A 22778-nucleotide genomic window follows, 5' to 3' on the forward strand; every position below is an offset into this window, starting at 1 on the left:
TGTGGGGGGGGGGTGGGGCGTGTGGGGTGTCCTCGCCGTCCGCCGGTTCCGGATCGTTCGGCTGGGGGAGGGCCGTGGGGTCCGCGTTGGGGGGTGCCGCTGTCGGGGTTCCCTCGTCCAGGGGGGTGGGGGGCCTCATCGGCGTACCCCTTCGGCCGGGGTCGGGGTCTCACCCGGTACGAATCCCCCCGTCCTCCACTTCCCGTCCTCACCCGACACCAGCAACTCCGCCACGTCCAGCACATGGTGCCCGGCCATCGACGGCAGGCAGCTTCCCCGCGCCGGGCCGATCGCTGCCGCCCACTCCGTCGGGATCGCCGACACTCCCTGCGTCGCTCCTGCGAGCGCGCCCGCCACCGCCGCCGTCGTATCGGCATCCCGGCCCATGTTGACGGCCGTCAGCACCGCCTGGACGAAGTCGCCGTCCGCCGCCGCGTACGCCCCGAAGGCCAGCGCGACCGCCTCGGGGGCCAGGTCGGTCCAGGGGTAGCCGCCGATCACGACCGCGGAGCGGACCGCGCGCTCGCCTCGGTGGGCCACCGCCACGGCGCGGCGCAGGGAGCGGGCCGTCCAGGAGTCGTCCGGGACCACCGCCAGGGCCGAGGCGACGACCGCGATCGTGGGGGCACCGGCCATGGCGGCCGCTACGCCCGCCGCCACCGCCTGGCCGCCGTAGATGCCCTCGCCGTCGTGGCTCACCGAGCCGTCGATGGCCACCAGGCGCGCCGCCTCCGCCGGGCGGCCCGCCGCGAAGACGCCGAAGGGGGCCGCTCGCATGGCGAGGCCGTCGCTCCAGGCGTGGCGGTGCTGGGCCGAGATGGGGGCCGCGAGGCCTCGGCGGAGGTTCTCGAGCGTGCCGCGTTCACTGAAGCCGGCGCCCCGGAAGGGGCCTTCCGAACGGTCCGCGATCCACTCGTGCCAGGCCGTCTCCACATGGGCCGGGGTGAGGGCCGAGCCGTGGCGGGCGAGGAGGAGACCCGAGAAGATCGCGTACTCGGTGTCGTCCGTGCCGGCCGGGTTGTCGGTGACGAATCCCGTGATGCGGCCCCAGCGGGCGCGGATCTCGGAGGGCTTCATGTTCTCCGCCGGGGCGCCCAGCGCGTCGCCGACCGCCAGGCCCAGTAGTGCGCCGCGTGCCCGATCGCGGAGTTCGGCGGGGTTCCCGGGCGCCGGGACCGAGGAAATGCAGGCGATCGATGGCATGCGCGGCCTCTCCTCCGGGGGCTCCGCACAGGGCGCGGAGCCCTTTGCGGATGTGTCCCACCGTCGGCGGTTGACCAGAGCCTCGGAAGCGCCAGTGTCACCCGGTCGACATCTGTGCAGGCCTCGCTACGAATGAGCGTTCTAGGGAAAACCGCAGGTTAGCCCAGCCTTTCCTTGCTGGTGGGGCGGAATTTCCGGGCGTAGATTTGGTTCTATCCAAGAGTAGAACTTGTCTAAAGACAGCCTTACCTGAGTTTCTTTGGGGGATCCTCATGGCGATCATCGAGACCGAGGCCGCGCTGCACGAGGCGCACCGTGACAACCACACGCACCGGGATGTGAACGGCGGCTGGCTGCGCCCCGCCGTCTTCGGTGCGATGGACGGTCTGGTCTCCAACCTCGCCCTGATGACCGGTGTCGCGGGTGGGGCCGTCAGTCACCAGACCGTCGTGCTGAGTGGGCTCGCCGGGCTCGCCGCCGGTGCCTTCTCCATGGCTGCCGGCGAGTACACCTCCGTCGCCTCGCAGCGCGAGCTCGTCGAGGCCGAGCTGGACGTCGAGCGGCGGGAGCTGAGAAAGCACCCGAAGGACGAGGAGGCCGAGCTCGCGGCTCTCTATCAGGCCCGGGGGGTCGAGCCGAAGCTCGCGCGGGCCGTGGCCGAGCAGCTCTCCCGCGATCCGGAGCTGGCCCTGGAGATACATGCACGGGAGGAGCTCGGCATCGACCCCGGCGATCTGCCGTCGCCGCTGGTCGCGGCCGTGTCGTCGTTCGGGTCGTTCGCGCTCGGGGCGCTGTTGCCCGTACTGCCGTATCTGCTCGGTGCGACCACGCTGTGGCCGGCCGTGCTGCTCGCGCTCGTCGGGCTTTTCCTGTGTGGCGCGATCGTGGCCAAGGTGACCGCGCGGACCTGGTGGTTCAGCGGGCTGCGGCAGCTCGCGCTCGGGGGCGCCGCGGCCGGTGTGACGTACGCCCTGGGCAGCTTGTTCGGTACGGCCGTAGGATAGTTCGCTGGAACTTATGCGTTGGGCCGCATAAGTAGCCGTTACTCGCTGGTTTCGGATGCATGACCACCGGGCATGAGCCGTAAGCGCTGTGGGCAATGACGCCTGCGGCGCACTCGCGGGGTGGGCGACGACGCCTCCTCCGCCTCGGATCGACGGACATGGACCTGTCTCGTTCGGTCCCCACACACTTCAAGCCATGTGCGCGGAACCCCTGCCGCAGCACCATGGCGTCCGCATGTTGGAACGGATTATCCCGCTTCCCGAGAACCGCTCCATCATGTAACCTGCACGAAATTTTGCACTCACGCAGAGGGCCAACGTCGTCCCTCGGCAATCTGCATATGCCACATGACGACGACGGGAGAGCCGATGCGTACGCCGCGCCAGCCGTCCCAGCACTCCGCGAATGGCCAGAACTGGTCGTTCATGGATGCTCGCCCTGCTGCGCAGGGTATGTACGACCCCCGCAACGAGCGCGACGCCTGTGGCGTCGGCTTCGTGGCCACCCTCACCGGCGAGGCGAGCCACACGCTGGTCGAGCAGGCGCTCACCGTTCTGCGCAATCTCGAACACCGCGGCGCCACCGGCTCCGAGCCCGACTCGGGTGACGGCGCCGGCATCCTCTCCCAGGTGCCGGACACCTTCTTCCGTGAGGTGACCGAGTTCGAACTGCCCGAGGCCGGCGCGTACGCCGTCGGTATCGCCTTCCTGCCGGAGGACGGGACCCAGGACGTCGTCTCGCAGATCGAGACGATCGCGTCCGAGGAGGGGCTCACCGTCCTCGGCTGGCGCGAGGTTCCGGTCGCCCCCGAGCTGCTCGGTGCCACCGCCCGGTCGACGATGCCCGCCTTCCGCCAGATCTTCGTGGCGGACGGTTCTTCGAAGGACATCGCGCTCGACCGCAAGGCCTTCGTGCTGCGCAAGCGCGCCGAGCGCGAGGCCGGTGTCTACTTCCCCTCGCTGTCGGCCCGCACGATCGTCTACAAGGGCATGCTGACCACGGGTCAGCTGGAGCCCTTCTTCCCGGACCTGTCCGACCGCCGCTTCGCCTCGGCCGTCGCCCTCGTCCACTCGCGCTTCTCGACGAACACCTTCCCGTCGTGGCCGCTCGCGCACCCGTACCGCTTCGTCGCGCACAACGGTGAGATCAACACCGTCAAGGGCAACCGCAACTGGATGGTCGCCCGCGAGTCGCAGCTGGTCTCCGACCTGTTCGGCTCCGACGGCAAGGCCCTCGACCGCATCTTCCCGGTGTGCACGCCGGACGCCTCCGACTCCGCGTCCTTCGACGAGGTGCTGGAGCTGCTCCACCTCGGTGGCCGCTCCCTGCCGCACTCCGTGCTGATGATGATCCCGGAGGCGTGGGAGAACCACGACTCCATGGACCCGGCCCGGCGCGCCTTCTACCAGTACCACTCCACGATGATGGAGCCCTGGGACGGCCCGGCCTGTGTCACCTTCACCGACGGCACCCAGGTCGGCGCCGTGCTCGACCGCAACGGCCTGCGCCCCGGCCGCTACTGGGTCACCGACGACGGCCTCGTCGTCCTCGGCTCCGAGGTCGGCGTCCTCGACATCGACCCCGCCAAGGTCGTCCGCAAGGGCCGCCTCCAGCCCGGCAAGATGTTCCTCGTCGACACCGCCGAGCACCGCATCATCGAGGACGACGAGATCAAGGCGCAGCTCGCCGCCGAGGCCCCCTACGCGGAGTGGCTGGAGGCCGGCGAGATCGAGCTCTCCGACCTGCCCGAGCGCGAGCACATCGTGCACACCCACGCCTCGGTCACCCGTCGCCAGCAGACCTTCGGTTACACCGAGGAGGAGCTGCGCGTCATCCTCGCGCCGATGGCCAAGGCCGGTGCCGAGCCGATCGGTTCGATGGGCACCGACTCGCCGATCGCCGCGCTGAGCGACCGCCCGCGTCTGCTCTTCGACTACTTCACCCAGCTGTTCGCGCAGGTCACCAACCCGCCGCTGGACGCCATCCGCGAGGAGCTCGTCACCTCGCTGCGTTCGTCCCTCGGTCCGCAGGGCAACCTCCTCGAGCCGACGGCCGCGTCCTGCCGCAGCGTCACGCTGCCGTTCCCGGTGATCGACAACGACGAGCTGGCCAAGCTCATCCACATCAACGCCGACGGCGACATGCCCGGCATGAAGGCCGCGACGCTCTCCGGCCTGTACCGGGTCTCCGGCGGCGGTGACGCCCTCGCCGCGCGCATCGAGGAGATCTGCGCCGAGGCCGACGCCGCCATCGACAACGGCGCCCGGCTGATCGTCCTGTCGGACCGCCACTCGGACGCCGAGCACGCGCCGATCCCGTCGCTGCTGCTCACCGCGGCCGTCCACCACCACCTCATCCGCACCAAGCAGCGCACCCACGTGGGCCTGCTGGTCGAGGCCGGTGACGTCCGCGAGGTCCACCACGTCGCCCTGCTCATCGGCTACGGCGCCGCCGCGGTCAACCCGTACCTGGCGATGGAGTCCGTCGAGGATCTGGTCCGCGCCGGCACCTTCCTGTCGGACATCGAGGCCGAGCAGGCCATCCGCAACCTGATCTACGCCCTCGGCAAGGGCGTCCTGAAGGTCATGTCCAAGATGGGCATCTCGACGGTCGCCTCCTACCGTGGCGCCCAGGTCTTCGAGGCCGTCGGTCTCGACGACGCCTTCGTCGAGAAGTACTTCAACGGCACGGCCACCAAGATCGGCGGCGTCGGCATCGACGTCATCGCCAAGGAGGTCGCCGCCCGCCACGCCAAGGCGTACCCGGCCTCGGGCATCGCGCCCGCGCACCGCGCCCTCGACATAGGCGGCGAGTACCAGTGGCGCCGCGAGGGCGAGCCGCACCTGTTCGACCCGGAGACGGTCTTCCGCCTCCAGCACTCGACCCGCACTGCGCGCTACGACATCTTCAAGAAGTACACGGACCGCGTGAACGAGCAGTCCGAGCGCCTGATGACGCTCCGCGGCCTGTTCGGCTTCAAGACCGGTTCCGAGGGCCGTCAGCCGATCTCCATCGACGAGGTCGAGCCCGTCTCCGAGATCGTCAAGCGCTTCTCCACGGGCGCCATGTCGTACGGCTCCATCTCCAAGGAGGCGCACGAGACCCTCGCCATCGCCATGAACCAGCTGGGCGGCAAGTCCAACACCGGTGAGGGCGGCGAGGACCCGGACCGTCTGTACGACCCGGCGCGGCGGTCGAGCATCAAGCAGGTCGCGTCCGGCCGCTTCGGTGTCACGTCCGAGTACCTGGTCAACGCCGACGACATCCAGATCAAGATGGCCCAGGGCGCCAAGCCCGGTGAGGGCGGCCAGCTGCCCGGCCACAAGGTGTACCCGTGGGTCGCCAAGACGCGTCACTCGACGCCGGGCGTGGGCCTGATCTCCCCGCCGCCGCACCACGACATCTACTCCATCGAGGACCTGGCCCAGCTGATCCACGACCTGAAGAACGCGAACCCGCAGGCGCGGATTCACGTCAAGCTGGTCTCCGAGGTCGGCGTCGGCACGGTCGCGGCGGGTGTCTCCAAGGCGCACGCGGACGTCGTCCTCATCTCCGGCCACGACGGTGGTACGGGTGCTTCTCCCCTTACCTCTTTGAAGCACGCCGGTGGTCCCTGGGAGCTCGGTCTCGCGGAGACCCAGCAGACCCTGCTGCTCAACGGCCTGCGCGACCGCATCGTCGTGCAGACCGACGGTCAGCTGAAGACCGGTCGTGACGTCGTCATCGCCGCGCTGCTCGGCGCCGAGGAGTTCGGTTTCGCGACCGCGCCGCTCGTCGTCTCCGGCTGCGTCATGATGCGCGTCTGCCACCTGGACACCTGCCCGGTCGGCATCGCCACCCAGAACCCGGTGCTGCGCGACCGGTTCTCCGGCAAGGCCGAGTACGTCGTGAACTTCTTCAAGTTCATCGCCGAAGAAGTCCGCGAGATCCTCGCCGAGCTGGGCTTCCGCTCCATCGAGGAGGCCGTCGGCCACGCCGAGGCGCTCGACGTGACCCGCGCGGTCGACCACTGGAAGGCGCAGGGCCTGGACCTCGAGCCGCTCTTCTACGTGCCCGAACTGCCCGAGGGTGCTGCGCTGCACCAGGTCATCGAGCAGGACCACGGCCTGGAGAAGGCGCTCGACAACGAGCTCATCAAGCTCGCCGCCGACGCCCTGGCCGCCGACTCGGCGACCGACGCCCAGCCGGTGCGCGCCCAGGTCTCCATCCGCAACATCAACCGCACGGTCGGCACCATGCTCGGCCACGAGGTGACGAAGAAGTTCGGTGGCGCGGGCCTGCCCGACGACACCATCGACATCACCTTCACCGGCTCGGCGGGCCAGTCCTTCGGCGCCTTCCTCCCGCGCGGTGTCACGCTGCGCCTGGAGGGCGACGCCAACGACTACGTCGGCAAGGGCCTCTCCGGCGGCCGGGTGATCGTCCGTCCCGACCGGGGCGCCGACCACCTCGCCGAGTACTCGACGATCGCGGGCAACACCATCGCGTACGGCGCGACCGGCGGCGAGCTGTTCCTGCGCGGTCGTACGGGCGAGCGGTTCTGCGTCCGCAACTCCGGCGCCCTGGTGGTGTCCGAGGGCGTGGGCGACCACGGCTGCGAGTACATGACCGGCGGTCACGCGGTGGTCCTCGGCGAGACGGGGCGCAACTTCGCGGCCGGTATGTCCGGCGGTATCGCGTACGTCATCGACCTCGACCGCGACAACGTCAACGCCGGCAACGTCAGCGCCGTGGAGGCCCTGGACGACGCCGACAAGCAGTGGCTGCACGACGTCGTGCGCCGCCACCAGGAGGAGACCGGCTCGACGGTCGCCGAGAAGCTGCTGGCCGAGTGGGACACCGCCGTGGAGCGCTTCAGCAAGATCATCCCCAGCACGTACAAGGCAGTGCTCGCCGCCAAGGACGCCGCCGAGCGAGCCGGTCTCTCCGAGACCGAGATCACCGAGAAGATGATGGAGGCGGCGACCAATGGCTGATCCCAAGGGCTTTCTGAACCACGGCCGCGAGGTCGCCAAGTCCCGCCCGGTCGACGTGCGGCTGAAGGACTGGAACGAGGTCTACGTCCCCGGCTCCCTGCTGCCGATCATCAGCAAGCAGGCCAGCCGCTGCATGGACTGCGGCATCCCCTTCTGCCACAACGGCTGTCCGCTGGGGAACCTGATCCCCGAGTGGAACGACTACGCCTACCGCGAGGACTGGTCGGCCGCGAGCGAGCGTCTGCACGCGACCAACAACTTCCCCGAGTTCACGGGGCGGTTGTGCCCGGCCCCCTGTGAGTCGGCGTGTGTGCTCGGCATCAACCAGCCGGCCGTCACCATCAAGAACGTCGAGGTCTCGATCATCGACAAGGCGTGGGACGCGGGCACCGTCGCCCCGCAGGCCCCGGAGCGCCTGTCCGGCAAGACCGTCGCCGTCATCGGCTCGGGCCCGGCGGGCCTCGCCGCCGCCCAGCAGCTGACCCGGGCCGGCCACACCGTGGCCGTGTACGAGCGCGCGGACCGCATCGGCGGCCTCCTGCGCTACGGCATCCCCGAGTTCAAGATGGAGAAGCGGCACATCAACCGCCGTATCGAGCAGATGCGCGCGGAGGGCACCCGCTTCCGTACCGGCATCGAGATCGGCCGCGACCTCAAGGCGACCGACCTGAAGAAGCGGTACGACGCGATTGTCATCGCCGCCGGTGCGACGACCGCCCGTGACCTCCCGGTCCCCGGCCGCGAACTCAAGGGCATCTACCAGGCCATGGAGTACCTGCCGCTGGCCAACAAGGTCCAGGAGGGCGACTTCGTGACGCCCCCGATCTCGGCCGAGGACAAGCACGTCGTGGTCATCGGTGGTGGCGACACCGGCGCCGACTGCGTGGGCACCGCCCATCGCCAGGGCGCGGCCTCGGTGACGCAGCTGGAGATCATGCCCCGCCCGAACGACGAGCGGAACGCGGTCTCCCAGCCGTGGCCGACCTTCCCGATGCTCTACAAGGTCACGTCCGCGCACGAGGAGGGCGGCGAGCGGGTCTACTCCGTCTCCACCACCCACTTCGAGGGCGACGAGGACGGCAACGTCCAGTGGCTGCACCTCACCGAGGTGGAGTTCGTCGAGGGCAAGCTGACCCCGAAGCCGGGCACGGAGCGCAAGATCCCGGCCCAGCTGGTGACGCTGGCGATGGGCTTCACGGGCACCGACCGCGAGAACGGTCTCGTGGACCAGTTCGGCCTGGACCTCGACGAGCGCGGCAACATCGCCCGCGACGCCGACTTCCAGACCAACGTGCCGGGCGTGTTCGTCGCCGGTGACGCCGGCCGTGGTCAGTCGCTCATCGTGTGGGCCATCGCCGAGGGCCGCTCGGCCGCCCGCGGCTGCGACCGCTTCCTGACCGGTGCCAGCGAACTGCCGGCCCCGATCCGGCCGACGGACCGCTCGCTGATGGTCTGACGGCACCACACGTGACCTGACGGCACCACAAGTGACCTGACGGTCGCTCAGAGAACGTCCCGTACAACGGCGTACGGAACACAGACGGCGCCTGCCCCTTGTCCCCGACCGGACGAAAGGGCGGGCGCCGTCGCCTTTCCCGATACAGCCCCCGCGCCCTTCAGAGCGCTGCCGTGCCGGCGCCGCGGGCTTCGCCGCACCTGCTCAGGGCACCTTGTACGTCTGCCGCCGCCGTGGAACCGGGGTCCAGGCCCTCGTGGGAGTCGGTGCCGTCGCCCTTGCGCAGCGCGGGCAGGTACGGGGCGAGGCCGTTGTCCCGGTGGTCCTCGGTGTGGTCCTCGGTGTAGTTCTCGACCAGGGCGAGCAAGTTGTGGGTGCCGGTGCAGAAGCCGATGATGCCGGCGGTGTAGCCCTGGCCGTCGTCGAGGTCCTCGATGGAGCCCTAGGTGTGACGCCAGGCGAGGGTCGAGTTCTCGGCGGAGTCCGAGGCGACCAGGAAGTAGACGACCGCGGCCACGGCGACCGGGACGGCCGCGATGAGCAGGACGCCGCTACGTCTCATTGGGCCAGCCCTCCGCCCGTCAGCTCCGAGGCCCTGGCGACGGCGACCGCCGCCAGCAGCACCAGTACGCCCACGCAGGCGGCTGCCTGGATCAGGGCCTGGCGCGGTCCGCGCGGGGCGTAGGCGTAGGCGAGCGTGACCGCGGCTCCCGTCAGCAGTCCGCCGAGGTGCCCCTGCCAGGAGGTGAGGCCCGCGGAGAGCAGCAGCCACAGCAGCAGGAACGTCATGAAGCGATTGATGGTGCGCATGTCGGCACCGACGCGGCGGGCGAGGACGTAGTACGCGGCACCGAGGCCGAAGATGGCGCCTGACGCGCCGACCGACTCCACGTGTACGTCGGTGAGCAGCAGTTCGAACACCGAACCGCCCAGCGTCGCCAGCAGATAGAGCGCGACGTACCGGACCCGGCCCAGCATGGGCTCCACGACCCGGCCGAGCTGCCACAGCGAGAGCATGTTCATCACGATGTGCAGCAGCCCGAAGGTGCCCTCCGTCGGCGGCGTGTGCAGGAATCCGCTGGTCAGCAGCCGGTCCCACTGCCCGGCGACCACTCCCTCGGCGTGGAAGTCCGACGGGTGACCGGGCTCGTAGACGTCGTAGCCGCCGTCCGGCCCGACCAGCCGGGCGCTGAGCATCGCGAACCGGTCCAGGATCTCCGGGCGTACCACCTCGGCCAGGTAGGCGAGGACGTTGAGCCCGATGAGCACGGAGGTCACGAGCGGCGTCGCGGCGATCCGCCCGCCGACGACCGTCCGGGCCTGCCGTACCGACCGCGCCCCCTCCTTCACGCACTCCACGCACTGGTGGCCGACGGCCGCCTCCCGCATGCAGTCCGGGCAGATGTACCGCTCGCAGCGGGTGCAGCGGACGTGGGACTCCACCTTGGGGTGGCGATAGCAGGTCGTGACGGTGGGCTGGGCGGACTCGGACTGGGTGGACTCGGGCTCCACAGCCGGCTCCTCGATGGGGTCTGGACGAAGGGTGAGCCGGTGGGGACGGCGGCGAACAAAATAGCGAACACCTGTGGGCAGAGGGAGAGGCGGGGCCCATGGTGCCGTAACCTCGGCAGCCGCACGATGCACGAGGGGGAAGAGCCTATGGCCGCGATCAGTCTCAGCAAGGTCGAGGAGACCGCGCCCGCGCTGGTCAGCTTGTACAAGAGCGCCGGGGTGTCGCTGCGGAAACACCGGCTGGACGGCGTGCGGGCAGCGGTGTACCTGGTCGTCGACTACTCCGGGTCGATGAAGCCGTACTACCAGGACGGCAGTGTGCAGGCGCTCGCCGACCGGGTGCTCGGGCTGTCGGCGCACTTCGACGACGACGGGACCGTGCCGGTGGTCTTCTTCTCCACCGACGTCGACGCCGAGACCGAGATCGCGCTGGCCGACCACCAGGGGCGGATCGAGCGGATCGTGTCCGGCCTCGGGCACATGGGCAAGACCAGCTACCACCTGGCCATGGACGCCGTCATCGACCACTACCTGGACAGCGGGTCGAAGGACCCCGCCCTGGTCGTGTTCCAGACCGACGGCGGCCCCATCAACAAGCTCGCCGCGGAACGGTACCTGTGCAAGGCGGCCCCGCTCCCGCTGTTCTGGCAGTTCATCGGCTTCGGGGACCCGACCAGCAGGCAGTTCGACTTCCTGCGCAAGCTCGACGAGCTGGCGGTGCCGGACAAGCGGGTGGTCGACAACGCCGGCTTCTTCCACGCCGGTTCGGATCCGCGTACGGTCTCCGACGCCGAGTTGTACGACCGCCTGGTCGGGGAGTTCCCGAAGTGGCTGGCGGCGGCGCGGGCGCAGGGCATCGTACGGCCGTCCTGACTCACCCGGGTCGCCCCATTGGCTCAGCCGGTACGCCCATGCCACCCTGTGGTTGATCCGACGGGGAGGCGGCGACGTATGGACGGCGCACGATCGGGGAACGAAGGCACGGCCGCGCGCAGATCCGCCCCGCCCGGCAAGGGCGAGAGGATCGCCGACTGGGCAGACGGGCGGCTCGGCCTGTACGCGCTGGCCAAGGCGAATATGCGCAAGGTCTTCCCGGACCACTGGTCCTTCATGCTGGGCGAGGTCTGCCTCTACAGCTTCCTCATCCTGATCCTCACCGGCGTCTACCTCACCCTGTTCTTCGAGCCCAGCACCAACGAGGTCGTCTACAACGGCTCCTACGAGCCCCTCAACGGCGTCCTGATGACCAGGGCGTACGAGTCCACGCTCGACATCAGCTTCGAGGTGCGCGGCGGACTGCTCATGCGGCAGATCCACCACTGGGCGGCGCTGGTCTTCGTCACCGGCATGCTCGTGCACATGATGCGGGTGTTCTTCACCGGCGCCTTCCGCAAGCCGCGCGAGCTCAACTGGGTGTTCGGATGGACCCTGTTGATGCTCGGCATCGTCACCGGCCTGACCGGCTACTCCCTCCCCGACGACCTGCTGTCCGGCACCGGCCTGCGGTTCGCCCACGGCGCGATCCTGTCGATCCCGATCGTGGGGACGTACGTGGCGTTCTTCCTCTTCGGCGGGGAGTTCCCCGGGGAGGACTTCATCGCGCGGCTGTACCCGATCCACATCCTGCTGCTGCCGGGGATCATGCTCGGTCTGGTGGTCGCCCATCTGATCCTGGTCTTCTACCACAAGCACACGCAGTACCCGGGCCCCGGCCGCGATCAGAAGACGGTCGTCGGCATGCCCTTCCTGCCGGTGTACATGGCCAAGGCGGGCGGCTTCTTCTTCCTCGTCTTCGGCGTGCTGACGATCATGGGCGGCATCGCCAGCATCAACCCGGTCTGGGCGTTCGGGCCCTACCGCCCGGACATGGTGACCACGGGTGCCCAGCCCGACTGGTACCTGGGCTTCTCCGAGGGCCTGATCCGGGTGATGCCGGGATGGGAGATCAACCTCTGGGGCCACACCCTGGAACCGGGCGTCTTCATCCCCTTCTCGCTCTTCCCGCTGATCCTGCTCGCGCTCGGTGTGTATCCCTTCGTCGAGGCGTGGATCACCGGCGACAGACGCGAGCACCACATCCTCGACCGGCCGCGCAACATGCCCGTGCGCACCGGGCTCGGCGCGGCCTGGCTGAGCCTGTACGCGGTGCTGCTGATCGGTGGCGGCAACGACATCGTGGCCACGCATCTGCATCTGTCCATCAACGTGATCACGTGGTTCGTACGGGTCGCGGTCTTCGTCGCGCCGGTCGTCACCTTCATGGTGACCAAGCGCATCTGTCTGGGACTCCAGCGCCGGGACCGGGACAAGGTGCTGCACGGCAGGGAGACGGGCACCATCAAGCGGCTCCCGAACGGCGAGTACATCGAGATCCACGAACCCCTCTCGCAGGGGCAGCTGTTCACCCTCACCCAGCACGAGCAGCACCCGCCGTACGAGATCGGCCCGCTCGTCGACGCGAACGGCGTCCGGCGCCGGGTCAAACCGTCCCACCGGGTGCGGGCCCGGCTGGCGAACGCCATGTTCGGCCCGCAGACGGGGATCGCGAAGCCGACGCAGGAGGAGTACCGCGAGCTCACCAGCGGCGATCACCACTGAGACGATCACCACTGAGACGATCAGCGCCATGGACGATCCGAGCTGAGTACTTCGGCCCTGCACGCGTCCGGGCTGCCCCAGGCGGTGCGCAGGGCGCGGGCCTTGGTCAGCCACAGTGACAGCTCGTACTCCGCCGTGTAGCCGATCGCGCCGTGCAACTGGAGCGCGGTACGGGCGGTGGCGTACGCCGCCTCGCAGGCGGTGACCTTGGCGGCGGCCACGTCGGCGGGCGCCATGGTGAGCGCGGCGCCGAAGAGGAGGGGCCGGGCGAACTCCAGGGCGATCTTCGCGTCGGCCAGCCGGTGCTTGACCGCCTGGAACGAGCCTATGGGGACGCCGAACTGGGTGCGCTGCTTGACGTAGGCGACGGTCTTGTCGAGGAGCGCGAGACCGACGCCGAGGGCCTGGGCGGCGGTGGTGAGACGGGCGTAGGCGAGGGCCTGGGCGGTGGGTGGGTCGGGGCTGAGCAGCTCGCCGCCGGGTTCGAGAGGGGCGAGGCGGCGGGCCGGGTCGAGGGAGCGCCGTACCGGGCCGTGGCCCGGGGAGAGGTGCAGGCCCTGCGCGGTGAACGCGAGGTGGGTGCCGGCCGCGTCACCGTCCAAGGCATACGGCGCTGTCCATGCCAGCGTCGCCATCAGCTCGCCCGTCGCCAGCGCCGGCAGGAGCCGCTTGGCCGGGCCGGGGTCGGGTAGGTCTGCGAGCAGGATCGCTGCCGTGACCGTCTCCACCAGCGGTCCCGGCACCACGTGGCGCCCCAACTCCATGAAGGCGACGGCGAGTTCGACTGGCCGGGGGCCCAGCCCTTCGTACGCCTCCGGAACCGCCAGCGCGAACACCCCGGCTTCGGCGATACGCGACCACAGCGCCCGGCCCCGCCCATGCTCGCCCCGGCTCCAGTCCCGTACGGCCGAGGGTGTGTCCGCAGCCGCCAGCATGGCATCCAGCGAGTCCGCGAACGCCCGCTGCTCCGCGTCGAGGAGGAACGGCATCAGCGTCGCCCCTTCGGCAGGCCGAGCAGTCGCTCGGCGATGATGTCGCGCTGGATCTCGTTCGTCCCGGCGTAGACGGTGCCGGCGAGGGAGAAGACGTATCGCTCGGACCAGTCGGTGTCGGTCAGCTCGCCCTCGGGGCCCAGCAGATCGAGGGCCGTCTCGTGCAGCGCGATGTCGTACTCCGACCAGAAGACCTTGTTCAGGCTGGACTCCGGGCCGATCGACTCGCCGTCGAGGAAGCGGGAGGCGGCGGCGAAGGTGAAGAGCTGGTAGGCGCGGGCGCCGATCAGGGCGTCGGCCACGCGGTTCTTCATGCTCTGCGGGCTGCCTTGTGCCTGCCAGAGGCGGTGAAGCCGGTCGGCGCTCGCGAGGAAACGGCCGGGGGAGCGCAGCATCAGCCCTCGTTCGTTGCCCGCCGTCGACATCGCGATGCGCCAGCCCTGGCCCGGCTCGCCGATCACGTCCTCGTCCGGTGCGAACACCTCGTCCAGGAACAGCTCGGCGAAGGCGGGCTTGCCGTCGAGGCGGGCGATGGGGCGGACCGTGACACCGGGGGCGCGCAGGTCGAACATGAGGTAGGTCAGGCCTTGGTGGGGCTTCGGGGCGTCCGGGTCGGTGCGGAACAGGCCGAACGCACGGTCGGCGAAGGCGGCGCGCGAGGACCACGTCTTCTGGCCGGACAGCAGCCAACCGCCCGCCACGCGCCTGGCCCTCGACTTCAGCGACGCCAGGTCGGAACCGGCCTCGGGCTCCGACCACGCCTGAGCCCAGACCACCTCGCCGGTGGCCATGGGCGGCAGCACACGCGCGCGTTGCTCTTCCGTGCCGTGGTCGAAGAGGGTCGGGGCGAGCAGGCTGACGCCGTTCTGGTTGACGCGCCCCGGTGCGCCGGCCGCGTAGTACTCCTCCTCGAACAGCAGCCACCGCACAAGCGTGGCGTCCCGGCCGCCGTACGCCGCCGGCCAGTTGACCACCGACCAGCGGTCGGCGGCGAGTTCGGCCTCCCACGCCCGGTGCGCCGCGAAGCCCTCCCCGGTCTCCAGGGACGGGAGCGGATCGGGCGGCACATGCGCGCGCAGCCAGGCGCGGGCCTCGGCACGGAACGCCTCGTCGGCGGCGCAGTGGGTGACGTCCACGGTCGCCCTCCCTCCCTACGAGCCCCACGAGCTCTCTGCGACTTCTTCCCTAACAAGTGTTTGGTAGGTTAGCGTGCTGCCATGACAAACGTCGAGGCGCCGACGTACGTTCCCGGGCACGCACTGCTCCGCGGACGCACCGCCGTCATCACCGCGGCGGCCGGCGCGGGCATCGGCGGGGCGACCGCGCGCCGCTTCCTCGAAGAGGGCGCGCGCGTGCTGATCAGCGACGCGCACGCGCGGCGACTGAAGGAGTACGAGGCGGAGCTGGCCCGGGACTTCGAGGGCGCGGTGGCGTCCGCGGTGTGCGATGTCACCGACGAGACGCAGGTGCAGGCGCTGTTCGACACCGCCGTACAGGAGCACGGCCGGCTCGACATCCTCGTCAACAACGCGGGCCTCGGTGGGACTTCGCCGCTCGTCGACATGACCGACGAACAGTGGTCGAAGGTCCTCGACGTGACCTTGAACGGCACCTTCAGATGCACCCGGGCCGCCCTGCGCCGTATGCGCGACACCGGCGGCGTGATCGTCAACAACGCCTCCGTCGTCGGCTGGCGCGCCCAGGCAGGGCAGGCGCATTACGCGGCCGCGAAGGCAGGCGTGATGGCGCTGACCCGGTGCGCCGCGCTGGAGGCGGCCGAGTACGGGGTGCGGGTCAACGCGGTCTCGCCGAGCCTCGCCATGCACCCGCACCTGGTGAAGGTGACGACCCCCGAGTTGTTGGAGGAGCTGACCGCGCGTGAAGCCTTCGGGCGGTACGCCGAACCCTGGGAGGTGGCCAACGTGATCGTGTTCCTGGCGTCCGGCTACTCCTCGTACATGACGGGAGAGATCGTCTCCGTCAGCAGCCAGCACGCCTAGGACGACAATGGACCCGTGCCGACCAAGAAGAAGCCCCAGGTGACCGCGGCAGCCGCCAGGCGCCGCGAACTCCTCGACACCGCCGCCGAGGTCTTCGCCGAGCAGGGCTACAACGCCACCACCGTACGCAAGATCGCCGACCACGCGGGCATGCTCGCGGGCAGCCTCTACTACCACTTCGACTCCAAGGAGTCGATGCTGGAGGAGATCCTGCGGACCTTCCTCGATGAGCTGTGGAGTGGCTACGACGCCGTCCTGGAGGCCGGGCTGGACCCGCGCGAGACGCTTCAGGCGCTGGTCACCGAGTCGTTCCGGGAGATCGACCGGCATCGGGCCGCCGTCGCGATCTACCAGAAGGAGAACAGACAGCTGGTGGCGCAGGAGCGGTTCGCGTTCCTCGCCGAGTCGCAGCGCAGGTTCGAGAAGGCGTGGCTGTCCACGCTGGAGCGCGGGGTCGCGGCCGAGGTCTTCCGGTCCGACCTGGACGTCCGGCTCACCTACCGGTTCGTGCGGGACACGGTGTGGGTCGCCGCGTCCTGGTACCGGCCCGGCGGACAGCACAGCCCGGAGGAGATCGCCCGGCAGTACCTGTCGATGGTGCTGGACGGGATCGCCGTACGTACGTAACTCACTGACGAGTCACGGGAGTTGCCATGGCCGAGGCCTACATCGTCGAAGCGGTCCGTACGCCCGTCGGGCGGCGCGGAGGAGGGCTCAGCGGGGTCCATCCGGCCGACCTGGGCGCGCATGTCCTCAAGGAACTCGTCTCGCGCGCGGGCATGGACCCGGCCGCCGTCGAGGACGTCGTCTTCGGCTGCCTGGACACCGTGGGGCCGCAGGCCGGGGACATCGCGCGGACCTGCTGGCTGGCGGCGGGACTGCCCGAGGAGGTGCCGGGCGTGACCGTGGACCGGCAGTGCGGGTCCTCGCAGCAGGCCGTGCACTTCGCGGCGCAGGGCGTGCTGTCCGGCACCCAGGACCTGGTGGTCGCGGGCGGCGTGCAGAACATGTCGATGATCCCCATCGCCTTCGCCACCCGGCAGGCCGCCGAACCGCTGGGCCTGACGGCGGGCCCCTTCGCGGGCAGCGAGGGCTGGCGGGCGCGGTACGGGGAGAAGCCGGTGAACCAGTTCGTCGGCGCCGAGATGATCGCCGCGAAGTGGGGGATCAGCCGGCAGGACCAGGAGGAGTTCGCCCTGCGTTCGCACCGGCGGGCGCTGCGCGCGATCGACGAGGGCCGCTTCGAGCGGGAGCTCGTGCCCTACGGGCAGGTCGCCGTGGACGAGGGGCCGCGCCGGGACACCTCGCTGGAGAAGATGGCCGGGCTGAAGCCGGTCATCGACGGCGGCACGATCACGGCCGCCTGTTCCTCGCAGGTCTCCGACGGCGCGGCGGCGATGCTGCTGGCCTCGGAGCGGGCGGTGCGCGAGCATGGGCTCACGCCCCGGGCCCGGGTGCACCACCTCTCGGTGCGCGGTGAGGATCCCATCCGCATGCTCACCGCCCCCATCCCCGCCACCGCCCACGCCCTGAAGAAGACCGGCCTGTCCATCGACGACATCGACCTCGTCGAGATCAACGAGGCCTTCGCGCCGGTCGTCCTGGCCTGGCTGAAGGAGACCGGCGCGGATCCGGAGAAGGTCAACGTCAACGGCGGCGCGATCGCTCTGGGACATCCGCTGGGTGCCACGGGCGTGAAGCTGATGACGACCCTGCTGCACGAACTGGAGCGCACCGGGGGCCGGCTCGGACTGCAGACGATGTGCGAGGGCGGGGGACAGGCGAATGTGACGATCATCGAGAGGCTGTGACGGCGACGACGGCGCGACCACCCACTTCGACGGACGGAGTCCGGCGCAGGCTCCCGAAGCCTGGGAGGCCCCCAGGGGCCGAGCAGTGCGAGGGGGCCGTTGGGGATGGTGCCGATGTGCGAGGGCGGGGGACAGGCGAATGTGACGATCATCGAGAGGCTGTAGCTGTCAGTCCTTGAGGCGGTTCCGCACCTCCTCGGCCTCCTTCATGATCCGTTCCACCAGCTCCGCGCAGGACGGCAGGTCGTCGATCACCCCGGCGACCTGCCCGGAGGCCATCACCCCCAGATCCGTACGGCCGTCCACCATCGACGCCCTGAGCAGCATCGGCGTGTTCGCGGCGAGCAGGACCTGGCTCCAGGTGAGGTCCTTGCCGTGCCGCATCGCCAGGCCGTCGTGGATCAGTTGCCGCCAGGTCAGCCCCGACAGCTTCCGGAAGCCGGACGCCCGACGGACCGCGTGCACCAGGGCCTTCGTACGGCCGGAGTTCTCCAGCGCGGCCACCAGGTCCGTACGGAGCATGCGGTGCGGTAGGCCGTCGACCGCCCAGGTCACCGTCACGTCCTTGACCGTCGCCGCCAGATACCGCGCCTTCACCGCATCCGGCACCGTCGAGTCCGACGTCAGCAGGAACCGCGTGCCCATCGCGACCCCCGCCGCCCCGTAGGCCAGCGCCGCGACCAGTCCCCGTCCGTCGAAGAAGCCGCCCGCCGCCACGACCGGTATGTCCACGGCGTCGACCACCTGCGGCAGCAGCACCGTCGTCGCCACCTCACCGGTGTGCCCGCCGCCCTCCCCGCCCTGCACGATCACCGCGTCCGCACCCCAGGCCGCGACCTTCTCGGCATGCCGCCGGGCACCGATCGAGCAAATGACGATCACGCCCGCGTCCTTGAGCTCGGCGATCAGCTCGGGGGAGGGCGCGAGAGCGAAGGAGGCGACGCGCACACCCTCGTCGATCATGACGCGGACCCGGTCGCCGGCGTCCGAGGCATCCGCGCGCAGATTCACGCCGAACGGCGCGTCCGTACGGGACCTGACCTCGCGTATCGCCGCACGCAGCCGGTCGACGGTCATCGTCGCGGAGGCCAGGATGCCCAGCGCACCCGCGTTCGCCGTCGCCGAGACCAGCCGCGGGCCCGCCACCCAGCCCATCCCCGTCTGCACGATCGGGTGGCGGACCCCGACCAGCCGGGTCAGCGGCGTCTCCCTCACGCACCGACCTCCCTTGCGCGGGTGTTCGCCGGGTCGATGACCTCACGGATGAGGCGCAGTTCGTCGGCGGTGGGGTCGCGGGTCGGCGGCACGTCGTCCGGGACGACCAGGTCGAACGCGGTCGCCTCCCTGACCTGCTTCAGCGTGACTCCCGGATGGAGCGAGGCCAGACGCATCGCGTGGTCGGGCGTGGCGAAGTCGAAGACGCCGAGGTCGGAGACGACACGGGGGATGCGGTGATATCGGGCACCGCCCGCGTGGTCGTAGCCCACCCCGCACACCAGGTCGACCTTCTCGACGAACACCCGCCGGGAATGCCTCGGGATCCAGTAACTGGTCGGATTGTTGAGGGTGTTGACCGGCGCACCGCGCACCCCGAGCAGCTGCCGTTTCGGCCGCTCCCAGTCCCCGATGCACGAGATGTTCTGGTTGCCGTACCGGTCGATCTGGCTCGCGCCCATCATCACGTGCCGACGGCCACCGGTGACCAGGGCCAGGTGCTGCCGGTACGGCAACCAGCCCTCGGTCGTCCCGTCCGGGCGGACGAGCATCGCCTCGCCGTCGGTCAGCAGCAGCTCCGGCGAGAACGTCAGCCGGGCCAGCCGGGCGCCCACGGGCGGGATCAGGCCCATCGGGCTCGCCAGGATCTCCCCCGCGTCGCGCCAGGCCTCGGCGCAGGCGATCACGCAGTACTCGGCGCGGGTGGGCGGGAGAAAGGGCGTGCCGGTGACCTCCGTCATGACCCCTCCCCGACCGCCGACCGGTACGCCTGCTCGTCCCCGCCCAGGAACCGCGCCGCGAACTGCGGCCAGGGCGTGGTCGCGTACGTCTTCTGGAAGGCCTCGTCCCGGCCGTAGTCGGGCGCGCAGGACGTGAAGTGCGCCCCGTTCGGGGCCTCGACGACACCGGTCACCGTGTGCCGCTTGATCAGCAGCGACTGCGGGGCCGCGTCTTTCGTCAACTCGGCCGTGTCGACGACTCGTTCGCAGGAGACGTACGCCGCGTCGGCCGCCTCGCAGAACAGGTCGTCGAAGTACGGGTCGGGTCCCAGATACTGCCCGTTGCCCAGCCGGTCGGCGCGGTTGACGTGGACCAGGGCCGCGTCGAGCCGCAGCGCGGGCATGGCGACGAACGTCTCCCCGTCGTCGTACGGCGAAGTCACCGTCCGCAGGCCAGGGTTGACCCGCATCACATCCGAGCCGATCCCGGCCCGCACCGGCAGGAAGGGCAGCCGGTTCGCGGCCGCGTGCAGCCCCCACATGAACATCGCCTCGTCGACCTCCATCATGTCGAAGGCGCCGCGCTCCCGGGCCGCGCGGAAGTGCGGTTCGAGGGGGATGGAGTCGAGGGTGGCGAAGGGGGCGACCAGCTTCCGGATCCGGCCGGCGGCGGCGAGCATGCCGACGTCCGGGCCGCCGTAGGAGACGACGGTGAGGTCGGTGACGTCGGACCGGAGCAGAGCCCTGACCAGGGCCATGGGTTTGCGGCGCGAGCCCCAGCCGCCGATGCCGAGGGTCATGCCGCTGTGCAGCCGGGAGACGACCTGGTCGGCAGTCATCGTCTTGTCACTCACCTATGCCCCCTCATCCGTCCTGCCGAAGGTGTCACGCACCCGGTCGGCCACCCCGCTGAGGCCGGCCTCGAAGGTGAAGCCCTGCTCGAAGCGGTAGCTGCGACGCACGTCGACCGGATCGATGCCGTTGATGGCCGCCTTGGCGAGGCGCAGCAGCTGCCCGTCCTTGGCGGCGATCTCGCGGGCCAACTCCAGGGCCGCGGTGCGCAGTTCCTCGCGCGGCACCACCCGCCACACCGAGCCGTGCGCGTGCAGCTCGGCCGCGGTCGCCGTGCGCGAGGTGTAGTACAGCGCGCGCATCAGATGCCGGGGGACCAGCCGGGCCAGATGGGTGGCCGCGCCCAGTGCTCCCCGGTCCAGCTCGGGCAGTCCGAAGGCGGCGTCCTCGCTCGCCACGATCGCGTCCGCGTTGCCCACCAGGCCGATACCGCCGCCCAGGCAGAAGCCGTGCACGGCCGCGACGACGGGCACCTCGCAGTCGTACACCGCCGCGAAGGCCTCCGCGCAGGCGCGGTTGACGCCGATCAGCGCGCTGTTCCCGTCCCTCTGTATCTCCTTGATGTCCACGCCCGCGTTGAACCCGCGCCCCTCGGCCGTGAGGACGACACACCGGATCTCCGGGGCGCGGCCCGCTGCCCGCACGGCGTCGGCCAGGGCGAACCAGCCCTTCACCGGCAGGGCGTTCACCGGCGGGAAGTCGACCGTGACGACGGCGATTCCATTTTTTTCGTGCCCCTTTTCCGGGGACGAGGTGGAGACACCCATGGCCGCATCAGCTACCTTTCCACCAAACGTTTGTTAGGTGAAGGGTAGCCGGGAATGGGGCTGGACGGGAAGGTCGTGGTCGTCACGGGCGGTACCCGGGGCGTCGGCGCTGGCACGGCGAAAGCCTTTGTCGAGGCCGGCGCGGACGTCGTGATCTGCGCGCGCAGACCGCCCGAAGTCCCGCTGACCGGGGCGGAGTTCAGGCCGCTCGACCTCCGCGACGCGGCAGCCGTACGGGCCTTCTTCGCGGCGTTGCCCCGCCTCGATGTCCTCGTCAACAACGCGGGTGGCACACCGTACCGACGGTTGACGGACGTGGACGCCGAGCGGCACGCGCGCGTGATCGAGCTGAACCTCGTCGCGCCGATGACGGCATCCCTGGCCGCGTACGAGCACCTGAAGCGCGCGCGGGGCTCGGTGGTGATGATCGGCAGCGTCAGTGGCGGCCGCCCGTCGCCCGGGTCGGCGGCGTACGGGGCGGCCAAGGCCGGACTGGAGAGCCTGGCCCGCTCGATGGCGGTGGAGTGGGCGCCGGAGGTCCGGGTCAACACGCTGGTCGTCGGCATGGTCCGCACGGAGCAGTCGCCTCTCCACTACGGGGGCGAGGACGGCATCGCCGCCGTCTCCCGCACCGTCCCGCTCGGCCGCCTCGCCGAACCGGCCGACGTGGGCGCGGCCGCCGTCTTCCTCGCCTCCGGCGCCGCCGCCTACATCAGCGGAGCGAGCCTGCTCGTGCACGGCGGGGGCGAGCGGCCCGCGTTCCTGGACGCCGCAACGGTCAACAAGGAGGCATGACATGAGCCGGATCTGCGCAGGGCGGGTCGTGGTCGTCACCGGCGCGGGCCGGGGTCTCGGTCGCGCGCACGCGCTCGCGTTCGCCGCGGCGGGGGCGAAGGTCGTCGTCAACGACCTCGGGGTCGGCCTCGACGGCACACCGGGTGCGGACGGCCCGGCCCGACGGATGGCCGTCGACAGCCCGGCCCGGCAGGTGGTCGACGAGATCCGCGCGGCGGGCGGCGAGGCCATCGCGCACGGCGGCGACATCGCGACGAGCGCCGGGGCGGCGTCGCTGGTTGCGGCCGCGCTGGAGACGTACGGCCGTCTCGACACCCTCGTCAACAACGCCGGCTTCCTGCGTGACCGGATGCTGGTCAATCTCGACGAGGACGACTGGGACGCAGTCGTACGCGTCCACCTCAAGGGCCACTTCCTCCCCCTGAAGCACGCGGCCGCGCACTGGCGGGCGGAGGCGAAGGCGGGCCGCACGCCGGTCGCCCGGGTCGTCAACACGAGCAGTGGGGCGGGGTTGTTGGGCTCGGTCGGCCAGGCCAACTACAGCGCCGCGAAGGCCGGCATCGTCGCCCTGACCCTGGTCGCGGCGGCCGAGCTGGCCCGCTACGGCGTCCAGGTCAACGCGATCGCCCCGGCGGCCCGCACCCGCATGACGGAACGCACCTTCGCGGAGTCGATGGCGGCCCCCGACGCGGGCTTCGACGCCATGGCCCCGGAGAACGTCTCCCCGTTGGTCGTCTGGCTGGGCTCACCGGCGAGCGAGGGCGTGACGGGGAGGGTCTTCGAGGCGGAGGGGGGCCGGATCACGGTCATGGAGGGGTGGAAGGCGGGGCCGAGCGTGGACAAGGGGGCGCGGTGGACGCCGGAGGGGACCCCCCGG

The 22778-nt window shown here is 70.5% G+C and carries 19 protein-coding genes; 10 read left to right on the forward strand and 9 right to left on the reverse strand.

Annotation, left to right across the window (positions count from 1 at the left end):
- Positions 1-135: 135 nt before the first annotated feature.
- Positions 136-1203: an ADP-ribosylglycohydrolase family protein gene (locus tag ADL12_RS06860; protein ID WP_062699616.1), complete on the reverse strand. Its 1068-nt coding sequence runs from the start codon at positions 1201-1203 to the stop codon at positions 136-138.
- A gap of 272 nt (positions 1204-1475) precedes the next feature.
- On the opposite strand from ADL12_RS06860, the gene ADL12_RS06865 reads away from it, so the two are divergent.
- The 3 genes from ADL12_RS06865 to ADL12_RS06875 all read left to right on the forward strand — a co-directional run bounded on the left by ADL12_RS06865 (position 1476) and on the right by ADL12_RS06875 (position 8640).
- Positions 1476-2207, forward strand: a complete 732-nt coding sequence (locus ADL12_RS06865; RefSeq protein ID WP_062699625.1) for a VIT1/CCC1 transporter family protein — start codon at positions 1476-1478, stop codon at positions 2205-2207.
- 369 nt (positions 2208-2576) lie between these two features.
- Positions 2577-7184: a glutamate synthase large subunit gene (gene gltB, locus ADL12_RS06870; RefSeq protein ID WP_079051885.1), complete on the forward strand. Its 4608-nt coding sequence runs from the start codon at positions 2577-2579 to the stop codon at positions 7182-7184.
- On the forward strand, positions 7177-8640 hold the full coding sequence (locus ADL12_RS06875) for a glutamate synthase subunit beta (RefSeq protein WP_062699630.1): 1464 nt from the start codon (positions 7177-7179) through the stop codon (positions 8638-8640). Before gltB ends, ADL12_RS06875 begins: the two co-directional genes overlap by 8 nt.
- Positions 8641-8800: 160 nt before the next feature.
- On the opposite strand, the gene ADL12_RS58360 is transcribed toward ADL12_RS06875, so the two are convergent.
- Both ADL12_RS58360 and ADL12_RS06885 read right to left on the reverse strand, forming a co-directional pair.
- Complete coding sequence (locus tag ADL12_RS58360; RefSeq protein WP_425265075.1) at positions 8801-9076, reverse strand: chitosanase; 276 nt, start codon at positions 9074-9076, stop codon at positions 8801-8803.
- 122 nt (positions 9077-9198) lie between these two features.
- Complete coding sequence (locus tag ADL12_RS06885) at positions 9199-10152, reverse strand: rhomboid family intramembrane serine protease (protein WP_062699634.1); 954 nt, start codon at positions 10150-10152, stop codon at positions 9199-9201.
- A 147-nt stretch (positions 10153-10299) separates the two neighbouring features.
- On the opposite strand from ADL12_RS06885, the gene ADL12_RS06890 reads away from it, so the two are divergent.
- Together ADL12_RS06890 and qcrB are read left to right on the forward strand one after the other, a co-directional pair.
- Positions 10300-11025: a vWA domain-containing protein gene (locus ADL12_RS06890; protein WP_062699635.1), complete on the forward strand. Its 726-nt coding sequence runs from the start codon at positions 10300-10302 to the stop codon at positions 11023-11025.
- Between the two features lie 78 nt (positions 11026-11103).
- On the forward strand, positions 11104-12750 hold the full coding sequence (gene qcrB / locus ADL12_RS06895) for a cytochrome bc1 complex cytochrome b subunit (protein WP_062699637.1): 1647 nt from the start codon (positions 11104-11106) through the stop codon (positions 12748-12750).
- 20 nt (positions 12751-12770) lie between these two features.
- On the opposite strand, the gene ADL12_RS06900 is transcribed toward qcrB, so the two are convergent.
- Together ADL12_RS06900 and ADL12_RS06905 are read right to left on the reverse strand one after the other, a co-directional pair.
- Positions 12771-13739, reverse strand: coding sequence for an acyl-CoA dehydrogenase family protein (locus ADL12_RS06900; RefSeq protein WP_062699638.1), 969 nt, complete (start codon positions 13737-13739; stop codon positions 12771-12773).
- The gene (locus ADL12_RS06905) at positions 13739-14878 is read right to left on the reverse strand and encodes an acyl-CoA dehydrogenase family protein (RefSeq protein ID WP_062699640.1); all 1140 of its coding nucleotides are present in this window, start codon (positions 14876-14878) and stop codon (positions 13739-13741) included. Before ADL12_RS06905 ends, ADL12_RS06900 begins: the two co-directional genes overlap by 1 nt.
- Positions 14879-14959: 81 nt before the next feature.
- On the opposite strand from ADL12_RS06905, the gene ADL12_RS06910 reads away from it, so the two are divergent.
- From ADL12_RS06910 to ADL12_RS06920, 3 genes are read left to right on the forward strand one after another with little or no spacing between them, the layout of a single operon-like run.
- The gene (locus ADL12_RS06910) at positions 14960-15742 is read left to right on the forward strand and encodes an SDR family oxidoreductase (protein ID WP_062699641.1); all 783 of its coding nucleotides are present in this window, start codon (positions 14960-14962) and stop codon (positions 15740-15742) included.
- Between the two features lie 15 nt (positions 15743-15757).
- Entirely contained in the window at positions 15758-16369 is a 612-nt protein-coding gene (locus tag ADL12_RS06915) for a TetR/AcrR family transcriptional regulator (RefSeq protein WP_062699643.1), read from the forward strand.
- Positions 16370-16395: 26 nt separating this feature from the next.
- Positions 16396-17553: an acetyl-CoA C-acetyltransferase gene (locus ADL12_RS06920; RefSeq protein WP_062699644.1), complete on the forward strand. Its 1158-nt coding sequence runs from the start codon at positions 16396-16398 to the stop codon at positions 17551-17553.
- 168 nt (positions 17554-17721) lie between these two features.
- Here the strand turns inward: ADL12_RS06920 and ADL12_RS06925 are convergent, their stop codons facing one another.
- Genes ADL12_RS06925 through ADL12_RS06940 form a run of 4 tightly spaced genes read right to left on the reverse strand, consistent with a single transcriptional unit; the run spans position 17722 to position 21106 of the window.
- Positions 17722-18768 (reverse strand): NAD(P)H-dependent flavin oxidoreductase, encoded by a 1047-nt coding sequence (locus ADL12_RS06925; RefSeq protein WP_079051886.1) that lies wholly within the window; start codon positions 18766-18768, stop codon positions 17722-17724.
- Positions 18765-19508, reverse strand: a complete 744-nt coding sequence (locus tag ADL12_RS06930) for a CoA-transferase subunit beta (protein WP_062699646.1) — start codon at positions 19506-19508, stop codon at positions 18765-18767. Before ADL12_RS06930 ends, ADL12_RS06925 begins: the two co-directional genes overlap by 4 nt.
- A complete protein-coding gene (locus tag ADL12_RS06935; RefSeq protein ID WP_062699648.1) occupies positions 19505-20341 on the reverse strand; it encodes a CoA transferase subunit A in 837 nt (278 codons plus the stop codon). Before ADL12_RS06935 ends, ADL12_RS06930 begins: the two co-directional genes overlap by 4 nt.
- Positions 20342-21106, reverse strand: a complete 765-nt coding sequence (locus tag ADL12_RS06940) for an enoyl-CoA hydratase family protein (RefSeq protein WP_062699650.1) — start codon at positions 21104-21106, stop codon at positions 20342-20344.
- Positions 21107-21160: 54 nt separating this feature from the next.
- Between ADL12_RS06940 and ADL12_RS06945 the strand changes: the two genes are divergently transcribed.
- Positions 21161-21901 (forward strand): SDR family oxidoreductase, encoded by a 741-nt coding sequence (locus tag ADL12_RS06945; protein ID WP_062699651.1) that lies wholly within the window; start codon positions 21161-21163, stop codon positions 21899-21901.
- Position 21902: 1 nt separating this feature from the next.
- Positions 21903-22778: SDR family oxidoreductase (locus ADL12_RS06950; RefSeq protein ID WP_062699652.1), on the forward strand; the 876-nt coding region annotated here is incomplete at its 3' end.

Source organism: Streptomyces regalis (genome assembly GCF_001509475.1).
Taxonomy (GTDB): Bacteria; Actinomycetota; Actinomycetes; order Streptomycetales; family Streptomycetaceae; genus Streptomyces; species Streptomyces regalis.

Excerpts from the sequence above, each read along its gene's own strand:
- qcrB (WP_062699637.1), top strand. The coding sequence starts at position 11,104 with ATGGACGGCGCACGATCGGGGAACGAAGGCACGGCCGCGCGCAGATCC.
- ADL12_RS06900 (WP_062699638.1), bottom strand. The coding sequence starts at position 13,739 with ATGCCGTTCCTCCTCGACGCGGAGCAGCGGGCGTTCGCGGACTCGCTG.
- ADL12_RS06940 (WP_062699650.1), bottom strand. The coding sequence starts at position 21,106 with ATGGGTGTCTCCACCTCGTCCCCGGAAAAGGGGCACGAAAAAAATGGA.
- ADL12_RS06890 (WP_062699635.1), top strand. The coding sequence starts at position 10,300 with ATGGCCGCGATCAGTCTCAGCAAGGTCGAGGAGACCGCGCCCGCGCTG.
- gltB (WP_079051885.1), top strand. The coding sequence starts at position 2,577 with ATGCGTACGCCGCGCCAGCCGTCCCAGCACTCCGCGAATGGCCAGAAC.
- ADL12_RS06875 (WP_062699630.1), top strand. The coding sequence starts at position 7,177 with ATGGCTGATCCCAAGGGCTTTCTGAACCACGGCCGCGAGGTCGCCAAG.
- ADL12_RS06920 (WP_062699644.1), top strand. The coding sequence starts at position 16,396 with ATGGCCGAGGCCTACATCGTCGAAGCGGTCCGTACGCCCGTCGGGCGG.
- ADL12_RS06860 (WP_062699616.1), bottom strand. The coding sequence starts at position 1,203 with ATGCCATCGATCGCCTGCATTTCCTCGGTCCCGGCGCCCGGGAACCCC.
- ADL12_RS06945 (WP_062699651.1), top strand. The coding sequence starts at position 21,161 with ATGGGGCTGGACGGGAAGGTCGTGGTCGTCACGGGCGGTACCCGGGGC.
- ADL12_RS06910 (WP_062699641.1), top strand. The coding sequence starts at position 14,960 with ATGACAAACGTCGAGGCGCCGACGTACGTTCCCGGGCACGCACTGCTC.
- ADL12_RS06865 (WP_062699625.1), top strand. The coding sequence starts at position 1,476 with ATGGCGATCATCGAGACCGAGGCCGCGCTGCACGAGGCGCACCGTGAC.
- ADL12_RS06930 (WP_062699646.1), bottom strand. The coding sequence starts at position 19,508 with ATGACGGAGGTCACCGGCACGCCCTTTCTCCCGCCCACCCGCGCCGAG.